Here is a 16627-nt window from a genome sequence, read left to right as displayed (position 1 = left end):
CTCCTGAGAGGTCTGCTCCTGAGAGGTCTGCTCCTGAGAGGTCTGCTCCTGAGAGGTCTGCTCCTGAGAGATCAACCCTTGGCAACTTAATTTTTACTAAATTAGCTTTACTTAGTGAGATAATTGAATTAGAACCAGATAAAAAATTACCTTGCTCACTGAAGTTACTATTATTGACGTTATTGACTAAATTAGCTTCAATCAGAAAGTTTAGTAAGATTCTTTTGTTGTTTTCATCTAACTGCTCTAATGTATTTATTGTCTTGACGCGCATAAGGTCTTGGGCTTGATTATTACGCTGGTTACGTAAAGGTTTTTCTTTCTCAAGCAAAAGTTCGTTCATGTCGTTAAAATATTTTGTAAGTTCTTCCTTTTGATAACGTATCTTAGACTCTTCTTGTTGAACTTTAATAGTTGAAAAAGCGGCAAAAACTGTTAAAATTGCAATGATTTGTGGAAAAAAATCCCATAGATTTTTATTAGCAAATCCAGTCCATTTCCAAAAATTAATAAGTTGTCTTTGCATTTTATTAGGGATTTGATTTTTGTAGTTTTTTTGTCAAAATCTTTAAGATGAGTATCTTACAAAAAATGATTTAATAGTGAAAAATTGGTTCTTGCATCTGTACTATGCTGAGTCAACATTAAAATATCAGCAGATGAAGATACAAAGTCAATAACATCACTTCCATTTTTCTGTATCCATTGACCTGCGTCGTCTAAATATTCTTTGAAGCATGTACCACTTCTTCGTACCCATCGAAAAAATCTATTGCCTTCTTGAACTACATCATCTGCTTGATTTAAATTAGGAGCGCCCGCTGAAGAAGGAGCGTTAATCGCAACAGTTGTCGTCACAGTTGTTACAGCCAAAAGAGTAGCCAAAAGACGTTAATTCAACATCTAATTTTTCCTAGTCTAAGTTTATAAGAATGAACAACAATGACTACACGGAACTTTTTATCTATTTCCGGAAAAGATTTTAGTCATCTAAATATGAATTTCTTTGAGAATTGATAAAATAATTGTTTATTAATTAAGTGTTTGCCGTAGTATAAAAAATGATGTCAGCCAAAATATCCTAAGTTTTCAGGATATTCAAGTCCTAATCCATTGTTAAAAATTTCCACAGATATAACCAAACATTTTGTGTAAATTCATTTTGAGGTTAGCTAAAATTCCAGTATATTTAACCACAAAATAAATTATCCGCTTCAAGATTCCGGGTGTGTGAAAGCGGAGGTTATCATTTAGGGGTCGTGACAAAATAGATGTAAATTAGGATACACTATAAAGAATTGTTGCGATAATTCCTGTCTTAATTTACTAACTTGCCCATAAATGGTATTGTGTTTGGCGTTCTCCCCTTGCTCGTCAAAACCCAATAACAGAAACAGCTTTTTTCCTTTGCTCTGGTGTCACTTCCAAATACCGCTGCAAAGTTCCCAAATCGTTGTGACCGCTGATTTCTTGAATATGCCGCAGTGGAATCCCAGCGCTACACATCTGCGTCAACGCCGTCCGCCTAAAGCTGTGAGTGCTGACACCAACTAACCCAACCCGCTTGCAGGCATTTTTCAGAATCTTCTCAGCCCCAAACCGCGTCAGCCGTTCGGTAATACCTCGCTTTCCTGGAAATAGCGGTCCTGGTTTGGGTTGATGTTCCGCCAAAAATGCAGCTAATCCGGGCTGAATATCTACAACGCGGGTTTTGAGTTTCCCTTTGGTGGTAGACTTCCTAAAAGTTAACGTTCCGCTTTTAATGTCCGTGGTGTTAAGTCCTAGCGCTTCGGACACTCGACAACCAGTAAATAAGCAGATGGCAAATAGAGCGCGGTCGCGTGGGTTGGTCAATCCATCAGTAAACAACAGCCGTAACTCTTCCGGGGTTAAGATTTTTCCTTGTCCGTTTCCGTTGACCTTCATTGTGGGTTAGTATTACCTGATATCAGTAGTTTACACGTTAAACGCTTTTCGTGGAGTAGAAACCTCAAGCTCCTGTCAATTCGTTGTTGACTCCCTGACGCTGCACTACCATTAATCAAGGCTTATCAATCGTTTCACGCTCTTGTTGCGTGTAACCCTGATGATTTCGTGGAATTGATTAAATCTGCTTATCATCTCTGCGCTGTTACCAAGTGCAGGTATGATCCGGTTGCCTTATTTTTCCGGGGACTTTGGAATTAATTAAAATTCGCTTATAACAGTAAAGAACTTTTTTAAAAAGCGAATATGGTAGCTTTCTCAAAAGATAAAATTCCAGCTTCAATTGACACTTTAGAAAAGCTTGAAGCCTGGGCAAGTACTGTACTTGCTTATTTGAACTCTTCTACTACAGCAATAGAAGGAACGAATCCTACTAATGCTGTAACGACTAGAGTTTCGCACTCAAGCCCTTATTTCGTTACAGCCGATGCAGCAGATCCACACTGGAGATTAGTTTCTAGGAATTCAATCAGGTTAGATGCCAAGTGGACAACAGGACAGCAGAAAATTTGGAATTACGTTCAGTCAACCAACACTAATTCTATTCCTGTTGAATTCACTACTTAGTTATGGCTATTCCTGCTGCTGGTATTCCTTTAGTTATTGAACTTGTTAAAGATGTCATTTTATATGGAACCGCAGTAGAACTTGCAGCTTTTGCACTTCCTGTTGTGGTTGCAGGCGCTGTTATTGCTGGTGCAGCTTATTATTTGCTCCAATTTGAGCAAGTTGAAGAATTACGGATGAAAGCTGCTCAAAGGTATATTACTAATAACCCAGATACACCTTATCAAATTAGAACATATATTAAATGGCGAGATTTTAATGGTGACAAAGCTTATGACGAAGGTGTTTGTGTTAGCGAAGATTTTGACTCTGAGTTCGCTTATTATTTAGAACCTGGTGACACTTGGGAGGTGCGACCTTCTTTTAATCGCTTCCGTACTGTAGCCAAGAATGCACCTGTTTACCAGATATATAGGGGAGACGTAATAATGCGGTGCGATGCCGATAGACTTTATATAAACGGTGAACCTGCTTATGTTGAAGGTACAGACGAGACTATTACATTTTATCCCGGTACAGCAAAAGAAAAATCTTATTTTCCTTGGGATGGTGTCAATTGGAGGGAAAGAGAAGGTTTTTTAAATTCTTTAAATGAATCCGACTGGCAAGATATCATAACTAAAAGCCCTCAGAAAGAAATTCAAATAGGGGATTCTTTAAACAGAGGAATTACAACAGGCGATCCTAATCTTGATAATCCAGCACAACGCCAACCAAGAATTTTTTCTAAAACTAGAATTCCTGCTTATCAATCACCAGAAATAGCTTCAATATTTTTACCTTCTTCAATTCAAGGTGTAAGCGCTCCTCCTATACAAGCCCCACCAGAACAAGCGCCAGTAGAAATACCAGATTATCCGCCTACTGCTCCAATTCCACTCACCCCTGACCAATTCCCTGACCACGAAATCGTTCCTTTCCGACGACCAGAACCCGCTGCACCATATCCGGAACCGGAATCAGATCCAAAACAAGCACCTATACCGCAGCCATCACCAATAGTTGTACCAATACCTGAGCCAACTCCTCAACCAACGCCAGCACCAACTAAAGAACCGGAACCAGGAACTTCACCATCGCCACAACCGGAACCAACACCCGCGCCAACTCCTCAACCAACGGCTACACCAACTAAAGAACCGGAACCAGGAACTTCACCATCGCCACAACCGGAACCAACACCCGCGCCAACTCCTCAACCAACGCCTACACCAACTAAAGAACCGGAACCAGGAACTTCACCATTTAAAGAACCGGAACCAACACCCGCGCCAACTCCTCAACCGACGCCGGAACCGGAACCAAAACCTGTACCAACACCCGCGCCAACACCAGAACCAGAACCTGTACCCGTACCCGCCCCTACTCCACAACCAGAACCGGAACCAACGCCCACGCCGACGCCAAGCCCTGAACCAGAAACCGAGCCAACTCCACAAACTAGTCCTGCACCTGCCCCACAACCCCAACCCGACCCAACACCCCAATCCGAGCCAACTCCACAAACCAGTCCTGCACCTGCCCCACAACCACAACCCGACCCAACACCCGATGGTTCGCCAACACCCACTCCTGCGCCGGAACCAATACCAAATCAATCAAACGAGCCTGAACCACAACCGGAACCAACGCCGGAACCAACTCAATCGCCAACACCAGGAACATCACCTGCACCCAACCCACAAGAACCAGAGCCTGAACCGCAACCAGAACCAGAGCCGGAACCGCCCAAAAATCCACCAACAACTACAACTAATATCTGTGAAGAACCCTGCATTGTTTTTATTAAAGAAACAATAAAAGAAGTCCACTCAAAATTAGAAAGCAACAGCATTTTCTGGATTGATTTAGAAGTGCCAACAGTTACTTGTGAACTTCAAGATGGAGAATGGAAGCCAAAACGTATATCTACAACAGTGCAAGTTTTAGCAACACCATTAGGCAATGAAATTTTCAAAACCCAAATACAATTTGAATCAACAGCTTTGATTGCTGAAGAATTATGTCTGCAAAAGAATAAATCTTCTGAGTGTGAATGTTATGCTGCTGTTCCCGACTGGTGGCAGATACGCCCGGAAGCCGGAAGACCACAATTAGTTATTCAATTTGGAGAAGATTTAGGCAATGGCAAAGTTGGTTCACCAATGTATGCAATTACGATTCCACATTACAAAGGGAATAAACCTAAAACTTCTCCTGTGCCTGGGTATAAAAAAGGTAGCTGGGAAGAAATCTTGACTCTTAATGATAACAGTAAAGTGGTAGTCAATGCTTACAGTCAATCAGAAGCTAGAAAAATCATCAATGCTTGTCAACAGATTATTAGTCCTGAGTATCTAACGAATTCTTACTTAAAAGGTGGAACAATCCGTAAAGGGAAAGCTTTAAAAGAAATTAGTGTCATCCCTAAAATGGCTAAATTCTTTTCAACTGGTCAACAAAATACTATTCCTGATTGGATAGTACGATTCTCATGACTGTTACTGCACCATATCTTGCTAATTACTGGAAAGCTGCAACTGAGCTTAATAAACTCGTACCAATTGCAGAATACGCTGCTACTAAGTATATACACCCGCAAACTGTTAGGCGTCGGATACTTCAAGGACACTTAATCGGTTTAAAAACAGGGGGCAAGTGGTATGTATCAATATCCTAGTTGGGGCTTAAGTCCCAACTAACCAAAATTCAGATATTGCTTTACGATATACGTGGACAAAGCTAGCTTGGTATAAACCTTACATCTGATGTATACATGGCAGCTTTTGATCCAGGTGCAGGTGGCACCTTAAAATCAACCACTTTAGAAGGCATAGCAATGGAAGCAGCGCTGTTGCTACAAAACGCTGAACGCGCTGCCCAGGCTGCAACTCCTGAAGCTTTTCCAAATAATATTGCAGTCTCCTTTTTTACTGGTGACAATGTTATTCAGGTGCAAGCAGCATTACCTTTATCAGCCGACTTTAGTAATGATGGGAAAGTAACTTTCTCGGCTGTAGATTATCTTGGTACTCCTTTTACGACTGATGGTGATTTAAAAGCGACTACTTTACCACAAGCAGTTTTAGAGCTTTTTCAAAGATTACAAAATACTGAGAAATCTCAACCGGATGCTGGAGATAAAGTGCAACTTAGCTATGCAACAGAAACTAATATTGCAACGATTAACGCCGAATTCCCAATAACTTTCTCAGTAGCGACTGATGGAACGATATCAGTCAGCGCTAACCCTTATCTTGCCTAATCACTTTTAAGTTTATAAGGAGAAAGCTTTATGGCAGACAATCCACAAGTAGAAGGCAGTAACCCAATTGGTTCTGACGGCATTGGAGGGGCTTCTAACGCGCCCGATGTCAAGAAATACCACACCTTTATGGTGAAATCTACAAAACATCTTTTCAATGCACCTACTGACAAATACAAAGATTTGTTAGATGTTTTGGGATTACAAGATGTTGATAGCGATGATGGCAAGAAAGAAACCGGATTAAAATTGCAGCAAGGCACCGGATTCATTAACTTATCCGTTCGTGTTAAAGGTGGTGCCACTTTAAGAGTTGTGTGCGACCCTGACAAGGTGGGTACAGCCCTGAAATCTGCCAAGGGGAAAAAGATTTATGGAAAAGATATTGATGCAATACGCATTCCCAAAAAGCGGATTTATATCTAATTTCACTTTATGGAATCGCCCGTTTTTGACCTTAACAATTCACAGAATTGGAAAATGGCTTTTAACCAAGAACGGGTTGCCACAACAACAGTAACAGGATTGCTTATTGCTATTCCTGCATTTGAACTCATTACACCATTGACTGAACATATCTTGGCAGTACGCTGTACTTCCAAAACAGCTAAACCTCATTGGAGATACGCAGGCAATCTCATCCAAAGAGTGAATTTAGGATTAGGAATACCAACAGCAGACGGAACCACTGTTAGGATGCCCCTAAATCGAGTGACCTTGGTTAGGTTCCCTCACTTATCAAATGAGTATGAACTGAATTTTATTCCTGCTTATTGGTTGACGCAAATTAGATTGACTGTTTGGAAGTATACAGGTGTTGATGAACTTTATTAGGTTTGGGACTGGAGACAGTCCCAAAGCTGTTCTACGTTACCGCAGCCGCTTCCGGCTTAGGTTTGCGTTCAAAAGTTTGGATGTTCGGCTCAAGTAACACAAAACCTAACTCTGTCGCTTCCCCCATCTTTCCAGAAATGGCAGCTACCCACTGGGCGAAGCTGCTCTGGGCGTCAGTTAGTTTTTTCCACATTTTGGGTTTGACGACGACGGTGATAATGCGTCCATCGCAATCAATCTCGAATTGCTGCCACCCGTTTTCCACGGTCTTGGCTTGCGGTAGTTCGTTAATTTTTACAACAATTTCTAGTTTTCCTTGAGTCATAATTACAAACCCGCCTTATCAATTTCTCGGATCAACTCACTATGGCTACTTCTTCCTAAGCGGCTTTAAGGCACCTTTCTTGACGGTCTGGAATCTGCCAGTTGAAAACTCAATCTGTATCTTTGACCCGCCATTCTCCCAACCTGCTATTGTCACCACCTCGCCACAGTAATCAACTTGCTCACCGACTCTAATGATTAATTCGGGTTGAGCCGTTTTTGGTTGGTTTTGGGCTGGTTGGACACTTGGTTTATCTGAGGGTGCTTTCTTTGAAGTATCTAAGTCCTCATTTTTTAGCTCAAATGCTGGTGTAGTAAGGGGTTGATTAACTTGGTTGATACTTTGATTTTGGTTGATACCCTGAATTTGGTCTTGGGTTAACGAATTATCTATATAGATATTCGATGGACTGGTCTGAATTGGGTCTTCTTTTTCTAAAGGTGTCAACTTATTATCTGAAACCCCTATTATATCTAGGGGTTTGGAGACTGGTGCTGAGTTGACACCTGACTCAATTTTTTGTTGACAGCGCCATACAGGGGTAACTCTGCCGTTGACCCTTTTCTTTTCCCCTTTGTACCAACCTGCTCTCTTGAGGCATTCAGCCACCCGCATCTGAGATGAGCGGTCGTGTCTGCCAAGCTCGATTTTTAGGCATTCTGATAAAACCCCGGTGACAGTCGTTTCTTTGAGCGTTTCTAAATAAAGCTCGATGACCTCTTGCCAGCTGTCGCCCACTTCAAAACGTTTGTTAAGTAGGGCGTTGCGTATTTCATCCTCCCGTGTTAAATAATTTGTCTCTCCGGCGCGGTAAGCATGAACCGCTGCCGCCCAGAGTTGGTCTAATTCCTGTTTCAGCTTTTCTACAGGGATGCGGTCAACTTTGACCGGGACAACCCAAAACCGCCTGTGTCCCTCTGGATCTACAAGGAATTCTGAGGGGTTAACTGTGGCGACAAAGCATGATGTCCGGGGGAACGATTCAACGGTACGCCCATAGGGAACCCGTAAGTTATCACACTTGGTGGTTAGGAACCCTCGCAAGGTGGCAATTTCTTTGCGCTTAAAGATTGATTCAATTTCTGCCATTTCCAAGAACCAGAAACGTCTAAGTTTCAAGCGCTCGTCTTTGTCGTTGTTCCCGCTGGTTATGGTGTCATCAAACCAGTCGGGGTTAACTGCTAAGGTTTTCCAGAATTTCGATTTTTGCAGCCCCTGCAAGCCCTGTAAGGCAAGTACTGTATCATGTTGGCATCCAGGCTCAAAGACCCGCATTACTTGCCCAATAAGGTGCTTCCGCATAAAGGTATTATGCAGTGGTTCTTCTGTACCAAAGTAACGAGTTGCAAGCCCGTCTAATATTGATAAATCTTGATTGGGATACTCTGCGGCTACTCGTTCCAGATATTCTCTGACTGGGGAGTAAGATTTTTGTTTGCTTAAAAACAGTACTATTTCATTGGCTGTTGAATTGCTGATATCAGTGTTAAATTCTAGTGCAATGCGGACTGACAAGGTATCCAAGTCTAAAGGTTTACCGTCTAATTCCACTTTAAGTGTCATTTCGTTAAACCGTAGTTTCTCGCCCCAACGTGAGGCTATTAGATTGACTTGTTGCTTTTTCTTGCTCAGGGCTGGCTCTGGCGGTGACACAGAGTCTTTTGCTAGCGCCCTTTCTAGTTCTTGAACTGCTTTTTGATATGCAGCATCAAAATCACCGCTGCCATTTTTCACCACGAAGTCATCAACCCCCTTTCCTTGCTCATGCTTCCAAATGATATCCGCGCTAACGCATTCACTGGCACTTAGAGCAATTCTTAATTTTTTCTTGCCAGCTGCAACGCTTAATTTCGCTTTATGCTTTTCATCGCGGTCAAGAGCAAACAACCATCTACTTTCTTCAACTGCAAAGCGTTGTAAGTCCTTGGTTAGGTAGGGTCTTACCTGGTTCCCTAGCTCGTCTTCTTTTTTCGCTCCACAGCGGCAACCGTAGAGGGCAAGCCCCACGTAGCCCTGAGAAAGTAGGCATAACCCTTTCTTTCCGCCTTCGGTCACAAGTCTGGGAATGTCGATATCTTCCAGCCATTCCCAGAAGCTGCCCGTTTCTGGCACTTCTAAGCCGTATTTCAGCCCAATTCGTTTTCTTATGCCTGGTGGGACTGGCGGCAGAAATGTTCTATCACCATTATCTTGTGGAGCAAAATATTTATACGGTCGCTGGCGCTGGTCGTCCCAGATGCTTACGATGCCTTGCCAAATACTGCCGTCTTCATTTTTGAGGAATGCTGCGTACAGTGGATCATTGGCTTTATGTCCGAATCTCTTGAATTCCCACCCTAGCGCGTCATGTATCGGTGTTGAGACTTCCCCGCCGTGGTCAAATTCTTGGTCGCAATGGAATTCTACACAAGCTTCAAACAGTTCCGCGTCGATGCCACTGCCATTTATAAATGTTTCACGGATATACTGTTGGAATTGGTCTAGGTTTTCAAATGCATTACGACTAGGAGTCGTTGCGTCGGTACGTGATATTATATCTGCATTCATTTGAACTTATGCGGTTCGCCTGACTGACGACACAACCAGTCAGGCGAATTTTGTATTTACTAGGGGTTGACATTTTGGTTTTTGTTTGAGACAACATAATACTCCTGGCAAACGGGATGCAAAATCCCTAATTGTCTACAATAGAGTTATGTTCCTCCCGTTGTGTCTAAGAAATGAACGGGTAGGAGCCGCCGATTTATCGTTGTGTCCGATATCTCGGAAGTCGTCTTGGCTCGGTGCTACTAACACCCAACCAAGGCGCTTTAAATAATACATTTAGCAGCAAAGCGCACCGACTTTCCACGGTGCGCTTTGTTAATGTACTACAGCTTAATGAAACATCGATTGTTTTAGCGGTAGTACCCGTATTACAGTTTGCCGGAGGTTTATATTTCTTTACACTGCCACTGAATTAATTTGGTGAGGTGCTTGTTGCTTAAAGAGTCCTCCTAATCTCTTGGTCAAAAACGACTTGAAACTCTGAATCAGGGTTGTGACGCTTCAAAATGGTAGAGTAGGCAATTGCATCGTTACGATTACGGAATCGCTCAACACACACGTGTTGAGCAGGTGGAATCAGTCGGAAAACAGCCCAGGGTTTTAGAATGGTTTGATTTATAGTCATAGTATTCGTGAAAAAATGGCACCAGTAGAGCAAATACTGGTGCTTTCGTTTTGAAAGCGGTACGAGTTTGAAATCACGTATGCACGTGATACGTCATCTGCTAATATTTATTGCACGTGCATGACGACCCAGTCAACTGCACGTGCAATAATTGTGGAGATTCATATCCATATGCCGTTAGAAAATGAACACCCCACACAAAACCATCAACGCTACCCTAAGGATGACTCAGTCCGATTGGGATGCACTTCAAGTAAAAGCCCAACAAATGGGGATGACCAGAACACAATTTCTGATTCAGATTGCCAGAGGGGAGATCCCAGTGGAGAAAAAAGCATTACAAGTGCAGGAGCAGCAACTGCTGGGAAAATATTAGAGCAGCTCCAAGAGCTGCAAGCGGCACACCTCAAATATGTTGATGCTGACAGACAGCGGTTGCAAGCCCGATTGAACGAAACCGATGAGCATCGGAGAAAAATTGTTGCTGATATGCAACGCTTGGAAGGTCAAATTAAAGAACTTTTAGCTGAACCGGGTACTGAGATTGAGTAGACCCCCGCTTAAGACAAAAGCAAAATGACCTTTCTACACGAGTATTAATATTTTGAGTAATTTAAGTAGGTTTATAGAAGTGATCGCTTGAAAGTGGATACAAGCTTTACTGAAACAATTAACTAGTACCCATCATAATAAAAGGGAAAACCCGTATATATATACGGGTTTTCATTTAGTGGACAAAGCACTGGACAGAAAATTAATTGTATTGCCTGAATGAACGCAGAGCGTCCATTCACTAATTAGATGTCGAATGGGGTCTTGTATCCCTTTTTGTTGTACCCTTAGTTACGCTGTAATCAGTAGACAAGCGTGAAATCAGAAACACGAAATGCGTTGTTAAAAGCTTACGCACAATTACAAGAAATCATTGACGAGTTATACTCTGCTCATGACAGAGCAATAGAAAACAATGATTTTGATGATGCTAGCTTGCTGGCTAGTAGAGCGGATAGACTTTATGAAGAAGCTGAAAATTTAGAAATTGTGATTTCAGAACAGGAGGATAGATGAAAACAATCGAAGAGTTAAAGACTCGTATTAAGGAACTCAGTAAACAAGCTGTTGAACTCAGGCAAAAAGCATCTGAGGTGTATTTGACTAACCAAGAGCAAGCCAAACAGTTCAGGCAGCAAGCAAGAGAAGCCATTAAACGCTGTCAAGTATTGATACAAGAATTGAAACGCTCGCAAGTTCAAAGCTAAAAACTGGCGCTTCCTTGAGAACTGTCAGTTTCTAACTCGAAGTATGGAATGCCCTATTAGGCGTAAATAGAAGGTTCGTGCAACCAGGGGCAACCTTGTAAAATTCTGTAAAAATGACCCATTTTTTAGGCTGAATTGATAAGAAATACAAATAATAACTTTGCCTAGTTCGTCTCATTTTAGGCAATGTTTTTCAGTTTCGAGACGGAGCGATAATCCTTTGAAACACAAACTTCCAGGTACTCCAAGCTCCGTTTTAGGCAAAGTTCTTTTACTGTGTATGAGCTAGAAAAACCATTTGTGCAACTTATCTTTTAATGAGCGAGGTTAAATCTCGTATCAATCTCTGTAACTGTTGCTGTATAAGGTTTTTAGCTACAGGTTGCCCCTGGTTGCACGAACCTTCTATTTACGCCAGAACCGGAGGGCGATCGCCAAAAATTGCCCCTCGCTGCTTTAGGTCACGCTTCATATCCTCTGTAAGACCTACATTCCGTCCAAATAAGGCATTTACAACAATAGCATCTTCCAGGTTGGCACTGCTTAGGTCGGCATCGCTCAGGTAGGCATTGCTCAGGTTGGCATTGCTTAGGTAGGCATTGCTCAGGTAGGCATGGCTCAGGTCAGCACCACTCAGGTAGGCATCGCTCAGGTTAGCACCAATTAGGTAGGCACGGCTCAGGTTGGCACGGCTCAGGACGGCACTGCTTAGGTCGGCATTGCTCAGGTTGGCACGGCTCAGGTTGGCACGGCTCAGGTCGGCACCGCTCAGGTTGGCACGGCTCAGGTTGGCACGGCTCAAATTGGCACCCCACAGGATGGCACGGCTCAGGTTGGCACGGCTCAGGTAGGCACGGCTCAAATTGGCACGGCTCAGGTTGGCACGGCTCAGGTTGGCATAGCTCAGGTAGGCACCGCTCAAGTCGGCATCGCTCAGGTAGGCACGGCTCAGGTCGGCATCGCTCAGGTCGGCATCGCTCAGGTCGGCATCGCTCAGGTTGGCATCGCTCAGGTAGGCATTGCTCAGGTCGGCATCGCTCAGGTTGGCATTGCTCAGGTTGGCATTGCTCAGGTTGGCATGGCTCAGGTCAGCACCACTCAGGTAGGCATCGCTCAGGTTAGCACCAATTACGTAGGCATGGCTCAGGTCGGCATCGCTCAAGTCAGCGCCACTCAAGTTTCTACCCTTAACTGGCTGGTTGACAATCTCTTGCACTAGACGCCATTTATCATCCAGTTCGTTACTTTCGTCATCTTCTGAAATTTCGCTCAATATTTGAATATTCTCAACAGGAAAACCGCTAACTTTAGTTAGTTCTCCTGATTCAAACTGAGATATAAGCCGTTCAACATCCTCTTGAGAACCCTCTATAAATAATCGGATACTGCCTTCTTCAACACCAGTAATTTTTATAGTGTCTCCTGAATATTTTTGTAAAAACAATTCAAGAGTTATTAACAAATCATTATTAACTGAAGTTATATCGCCTTCTAATATGATAACTGCTTTAATTTTTTTACTTTGTTTATCTATTACAGTCACTTGACGGGAAAGTGTTTGTACTGCCTCCACCTCCTCATTAGTCTCTGAGTTACTGTAATTATTTATTTCTAGTCGCTCTAATTGTTCTTCTTCTATTATTTCCGCAATTTCTCTCCAATTAAGTTTCAGTGCTTTACATATCCTTTTAAATGAATCAAGCTGAATTGGCTCACACTGAAAAAATTTTGTAACTGTACTGCGAGCTAAAAGTTGAGACTTGGCAAAGTTGCTTTTTGAATCAAAACCTAGCCTTTTCAAAGCATTTTCTGCTCTCTCTACACCTTGTGGAGACGCTCTGTAAGTTATTTTCCTCTTTTTTCTACCAGGGCTAGGGTCTGTCATGTTTTGACCAGAGTTTTGAGAAGTGATTACTTATGCAATCAAAACTAGGGCATAAGACAATCATAGGAGAGTCACAAGTGATATATAACACAATCGTTGCATAGTCAAGGTTTTAGGCGTTTGGCTTCACAGTAGAAGTATGAAGTTTATTTGCTCTGCAAAATCCATGAATAACAAGCCAAACCCTAACTCTCACTCTACGATAGAATTGAGCATTGCCCAAGAACGCTTACGCCAAGCACGTTACAGCTTTAATATCGCTCTGGTTGCAACTACAGCATCTTTCTTTATTAGCCTCGTAGGTGCTGGCTTACTTTTGTTTAATAAAGTTCCACAAGGAAGCGTTGTCGCTGCTGGAGGATTGGTTTCTAGTGTGCGGTGCATCCAATTTGCAAAAGATGCTAATGATAGGCTCGACAAGATTTTAGCTGAATTAGATGATGAAACTTAAGAAGCAAATTGCAATCTCCACCGTATATATATGCGGTGGAGATTTATAAGCGAGGTAGACTACTTACTCATCTAATCCTAACTCCCACGGGGAAATATCCGCCAGTTTTAGAAACTTCCTAAAAGCATCCCAAGTACGAGCATTGAGAGAAAACTCTTTTCCTCTTTGAGCCGCGTTACTTCCATATGATTTTAGCTCCATCTCAATAAAATTATTGAGCGCCTTAAGTACTGTTTGCTGTTCGCTGTTCTGCTGTCTGGTGAACTCTTCAATGATGTCAGTTCTGCTGACACCTTTAGAATCAGCCAGCTTTTTCAGCGTATTCCAAGCATGGTCACTGAGCATCATGCTTCTGATTTTCTTCTGCCCATATTCCTTAGGGGCAAACTGTCCATTTTCATCCCGGTGAATGCTGGTTTTGTAGAGTGGTTTATCCTCGGTCATAATAGTCTTGGTAATAAGTCTTTTTAAAAGCATACCGTATATATATATGGTAAATTATCCATATATATATACGGCAGTTTATTTTGTAGAGTAAGTCTGCTAGCCATGACGGCTATTCATGAAAATAAAATGATAAGCGCAAGAACTAGAATTAGAATACTTGACGGCAGTACTGCGTAATGCTATAAGTGGAACCTGTACAAATAGCGGTGGAGCACGAGAGCGAATATTCTCGCTATTATCTCATTTCTCTAAATACCTGTCCCAGCAATAGCGCCCAATGAAATGAGATAGAATTTATTGATAAAATGCTATGGGATGATTGGGAAAAAAAGCAGATAGCCTCACCAAAATGAAAGTCATTCCTCAAAGCTAGAATGCAGGATGGTTGGGCAGTACTTGACAAATAGTAAAACCCGCCTACATTGAAATAGCTTCCTCTTTGTTACAACTGTTGCAGCCTAAAGTGATAGCAAAGCCAATGCCTTCTATGTGATAGAACCCGGTCATTATAAACACACCGTTTCTCATTATGGTAAAACCTTCATTCTTTCATCGGGGAATGAGGGTTTTCTTTTCGTGTGCGCCTGATTGAACATAATTTCTCCCAATGTTGAATTATTTTCTAGGGGTAGTGTTACGGAAAGTGTCACCAGGGGCAAAGTAATGAATAAAGTACCGAATTTTATTGAGGAGTTGGAACTTCATCCACTTTGATTCTGCTGAAGCGAGTAAAAAGGGTTGAACAGCACATAATTTTCGCTATTTAGTTCCGACTCCAGTTCTTATCGGAACTTTTGCTATGATTGCTCTAGAAAAACGCTTACAGTCTAAAATCTAGTATTGTCAAGGATTGTAGCAGACTTTGCCCCTGGTGACAGCTTCCGTAACACTACCCCTTCTAGTAAAGCATTTCCAGTAAATAAAATCCCGCTAGCGCTCTTACAGCAGGCACTACCGGGATGTCGTCTTAGCTATCAATCTGTGACAATGAGTTTTAGATTTTGGATTGATGGAATTTGAGTAGTTTTTGGGAAGTTCAGTTACCCACCCAGTTTGAGGCAGACTGGTGGACTACCACAAAGTTCTATTTCTGAATAAATTATGAACGTTCTTAATCACTCATGAATATTCATGAGAACAAAAAATGGTAGCTTTGTTGTGCTTACTCTTACTTAAGCCATTTCTCACTCCATTCTCTTTTGATTTCAAAACCATTATCTTGAAGAGGATTTAACTCTAGAAACCCACCTTCTACTTTATAACAATATGCATTTTGTTTAAAACCACAAAGGTCAACAGCACCATAACCTTTTTTTACATCCTTATTGACAATCATTTTCGTTCCTAAATGATAATAAGGTTTCCCTTCCCACTGACCAGTTCCAAACCAAGTTATTGCGTTATGTGGTCTATGTTTAGAGACACAACGTAAACCCCAGTCTGTTTCAACAGACTGTTCGCTTGTAGAATTTATTATTCTTCTTCTTGTTACTATAGGATACACTTTATATTGAATAAATTTTTCTCCACAATGAAATCTACTTGTTGGTTGAATCAACGGAGTATAGTTTTTTATTGGTTCTTCTAAAGTCCACTTTTCAATCACTCCAGTTTCATTTTTAACTTGAAACTCGGATACTGAATCAGCTTCTTTACGAACTATAGTTATTTTAACTATGCTCTGAGAGAGTGTTTTTTTATTTTCATTATACCTATCAAGCTCTGAAATATAACCAACACCTAAAGTTAAATCTTTATAGAAAGCTTGTCCGATATGACGGTATTCTTTTTTATTTTTTTGATTGAATTTTCCTTCACCGTACCATACAAAATTAGGGATTTTATTTTTGTTTGATTTAGTGTCTGCATTTGTCTTTAGAAGACAACGCACACCAACAATCTCAGGTTTCGTAAGAGACCTGACAGCATAAGTACGAGTATGAGGCCCACAACTAAACCCTTCCTGGTGTTGTTCTTTAAGGTTAGTCTGGGGGTTGCTATTAATCAAATCTTTTGTGTTCTTTGCTGAATCCAATTGATTTTGAGATAGATGCTTTACGGAATTCAGTTCTTGCACATTCTTAAAGTCGGCTTGTGCAACCTCAGTCCCTAACAGGTCAGCGTTTCTTAAGTTAGCTTCGTTCAATTTAGCTTCATTCAATTTAGCTCCTACCAAGTCAGTTTTTTCCAAGTTAGCTTTTTCCAAGTCAGCTTTTTCCAAGTTAGCTCCCACTAAACTAGCTTTATTCAAATCGCTATCCTTTAAGTTAGCTTTTGTTAGGTTAGCTTCTCTTAGGCGGGCTTCAGTTAAGTCAGTCCTCTCCAGTATGGCTTCTTTGAGTTCAGCATATCTTAGAGAAGCTTTTGTTAGACGGGCTTTTGTTAAATCTGCTCCTGAGAGGTCTGCTCCTGAGAGGTCTGCTCCTGAGAGGTCTGCTCCTGAGAGGTCTGCTCCTG

The 16627-nt window shown here is 41.8% G+C and carries 19 protein-coding genes; 10 read left to right on the top strand and 9 right to left on the bottom strand.

Annotated features, from left to right (window positions below; genetic code table 11):
- The 3 genes from ACM0OZ_RS44985 to ACM0OZ_RS44975 all read right to left on the bottom strand — a co-directional run.
- Nucleotides 1–526 (bottom strand): pentapeptide repeat-containing protein (locus ACM0OZ_RS44985; protein WP_414589429.1); only part of this gene is annotated, 526 nt, incomplete at its 3' end.
- 56 nt (nt 527–582) lie between these two features.
- A complete protein-coding gene (locus ACM0OZ_RS44980; RefSeq protein WP_414589427.1) occupies nt 583–858 on the bottom strand; it encodes a hypothetical protein in 276 nt (91 codons plus the stop codon).
- A 516-nt stretch (nt 859–1374) separates the two neighbouring features.
- Complete coding sequence (locus ACM0OZ_RS44975; protein ID WP_414589425.1) at nt 1375–1926, bottom strand: tyrosine-type recombinase/integrase; 552 nt, start codon at nt 1924–1926, stop codon at nt 1375–1377.
- Nucleotides 1927–2232: 306 nt separating this feature from the next.
- Between ACM0OZ_RS44975 and ACM0OZ_RS44970 the strand changes: the two genes are divergently transcribed.
- From ACM0OZ_RS44970 to ACM0OZ_RS44945, 6 genes are all read left to right on the top strand, one after another.
- Nucleotides 2233–2553 carry a hypothetical protein gene (locus ACM0OZ_RS44970; protein ID WP_414589424.1) on the top strand — a complete coding sequence of 107 codons (321 nt, stop codon included), beginning with the start codon at nt 2233–2235 and terminating at the stop codon, nt 2551–2553.
- Between the two features lie 2 nt (nt 2554–2555).
- Entirely contained in the window at nt 2556–5030 is a 2475-nt protein-coding gene (locus ACM0OZ_RS44965) for a hypothetical protein (protein ID WP_414589422.1), read from the top strand.
- On the top strand, nt 5027–5212 hold the full coding sequence (locus ACM0OZ_RS44960) for a hypothetical protein (protein WP_073635826.1): 186 nt from the start codon (nt 5027–5029) through the stop codon (nt 5210–5212). Before ACM0OZ_RS44965 ends, ACM0OZ_RS44960 begins: the two co-directional genes overlap by 4 nt.
- A gap of 96 nt (nt 5213–5308) precedes the next feature.
- On the top strand, nt 5309–5797 hold the full coding sequence (locus ACM0OZ_RS44955) for a hypothetical protein (protein WP_414589421.1): 489 nt from the start codon (nt 5309–5311) through the stop codon (nt 5795–5797).
- A 30-nt stretch (nt 5798–5827) separates the two neighbouring features.
- Nucleotides 5828–6223 (top strand): hypothetical protein, encoded by a 396-nt coding sequence (locus tag ACM0OZ_RS44950; RefSeq protein WP_414589419.1) that lies wholly within the window; start codon nt 5828–5830, stop codon nt 6221–6223.
- A gap of 54 nt (nt 6224–6277) precedes the next feature.
- Nucleotides 6278–6631, top strand: a complete 354-nt coding sequence (locus ACM0OZ_RS44945) for a hypothetical protein (protein WP_414589417.1) — start codon at nt 6278–6280, stop codon at nt 6629–6631.
- 31 nt (nt 6632–6662) lie between these two features.
- Here the strand turns inward: ACM0OZ_RS44945 and ACM0OZ_RS44940 are convergent, their stop codons facing one another.
- The 3 genes from ACM0OZ_RS44940 to ACM0OZ_RS44930 form a co-directional block, all read right to left on the bottom strand.
- Nucleotides 6663–6956 carry a fertility inhibition FinO-like protein gene (locus tag ACM0OZ_RS44940; protein ID WP_414589416.1) on the bottom strand — a complete coding sequence of 98 codons (294 nt, stop codon included), beginning with the start codon at nt 6954–6956 and terminating at the stop codon, nt 6663–6665.
- A gap of 45 nt (nt 6957–7001) precedes the next feature.
- A complete protein-coding gene (locus tag ACM0OZ_RS44935) occupies nt 7002–9503 on the bottom strand; it encodes a VapE domain-containing protein (RefSeq protein ID WP_414589414.1) in 2502 nt (833 codons plus the stop codon).
- A gap of 436 nt (nt 9504–9939) precedes the next feature.
- Nucleotides 9940–10128 carry a hypothetical protein gene (locus ACM0OZ_RS44930; protein ID WP_336230826.1) on the bottom strand — a complete coding sequence of 63 codons (189 nt, stop codon included), beginning with the start codon at nt 10126–10128 and terminating at the stop codon, nt 9940–9942.
- A gap of 184 nt (nt 10129–10312) precedes the next feature.
- Here ACM0OZ_RS44930 and ACM0OZ_RS44925 point away from each other — a divergent pair, with 184 nt between their 5' ends.
- The 3 genes from ACM0OZ_RS44925 to ACM0OZ_RS44915 all read left to right on the top strand — a co-directional run bounded on the left by ACM0OZ_RS44925 (nt 10313) and on the right by ACM0OZ_RS44915 (nt 11387).
- Nucleotides 10313–10504 carry a plasmid mobilization protein gene (locus ACM0OZ_RS44925; protein WP_414589413.1) on the top strand — a complete coding sequence of 64 codons (192 nt, stop codon included), beginning with the start codon at nt 10313–10315 and terminating at the stop codon, nt 10502–10504.
- A gap of 491 nt (nt 10505–10995) precedes the next feature.
- Nucleotides 10996–11196 carry a hypothetical protein gene (locus tag ACM0OZ_RS44920; protein WP_414589411.1) on the top strand — a complete coding sequence of 67 codons (201 nt, stop codon included), beginning with the start codon at nt 10996–10998 and terminating at the stop codon, nt 11194–11196.
- Nucleotides 11193–11387 (top strand): hypothetical protein, encoded by a 195-nt coding sequence (locus tag ACM0OZ_RS44915; protein ID WP_414589409.1) that lies wholly within the window; start codon nt 11193–11195, stop codon nt 11385–11387. The genes ACM0OZ_RS44920 and ACM0OZ_RS44915 overlap by 4 nt, the downstream gene beginning before the upstream one ends.
- A 409-nt stretch (nt 11388–11796) precedes the next feature.
- Here the strand turns inward: ACM0OZ_RS44915 and ACM0OZ_RS44910 are convergent, their stop codons facing one another.
- On the bottom strand, nt 11797–13272 hold the full coding sequence (locus ACM0OZ_RS44910) for a pentapeptide repeat-containing protein (protein ID WP_414589408.1): 1476 nt from the start codon (nt 13270–13272) through the stop codon (nt 11797–11799).
- 166 nt (nt 13273–13438) lie between these two features.
- Here ACM0OZ_RS44910 and ACM0OZ_RS44905 point away from each other — a divergent pair, with 166 nt between their 5' ends.
- Complete coding sequence (locus ACM0OZ_RS44905) at nt 13439–13723, top strand: TRADD-N-associated membrane domain-containing protein (RefSeq protein WP_414589407.1); 285 nt, start codon at nt 13439–13441, stop codon at nt 13721–13723.
- Between the two features lie 63 nt (nt 13724–13786).
- On the opposite strand, the gene ACM0OZ_RS44900 is transcribed toward ACM0OZ_RS44905, so the two are convergent.
- Both ACM0OZ_RS44900 and ACM0OZ_RS44895 read right to left on the bottom strand, forming a co-directional pair.
- Nucleotides 13787–14167, bottom strand: a complete 381-nt coding sequence (locus tag ACM0OZ_RS44900) for a hypothetical protein (protein ID WP_414589405.1) — start codon at nt 14165–14167, stop codon at nt 13787–13789.
- Nucleotides 14168–15338: 1171 nt separating this feature from the next.
- A partial coding sequence (locus tag ACM0OZ_RS44895) for a pentapeptide repeat-containing protein (RefSeq protein WP_414589403.1) occupies nt 15339–16627 on the bottom strand: 1289 nt, incomplete at its 5' end.

Source organism: Scytonema sp. PCC 10023, assembly GCF_963920835.1.
GTDB lineage: Bacteria > Cyanobacteriota > Cyanobacteriia > Cyanobacteriales > Nostocaceae > Kalymmatonema.
This window is presented reverse-complemented; position numbering and strand designations above follow the sequence as displayed.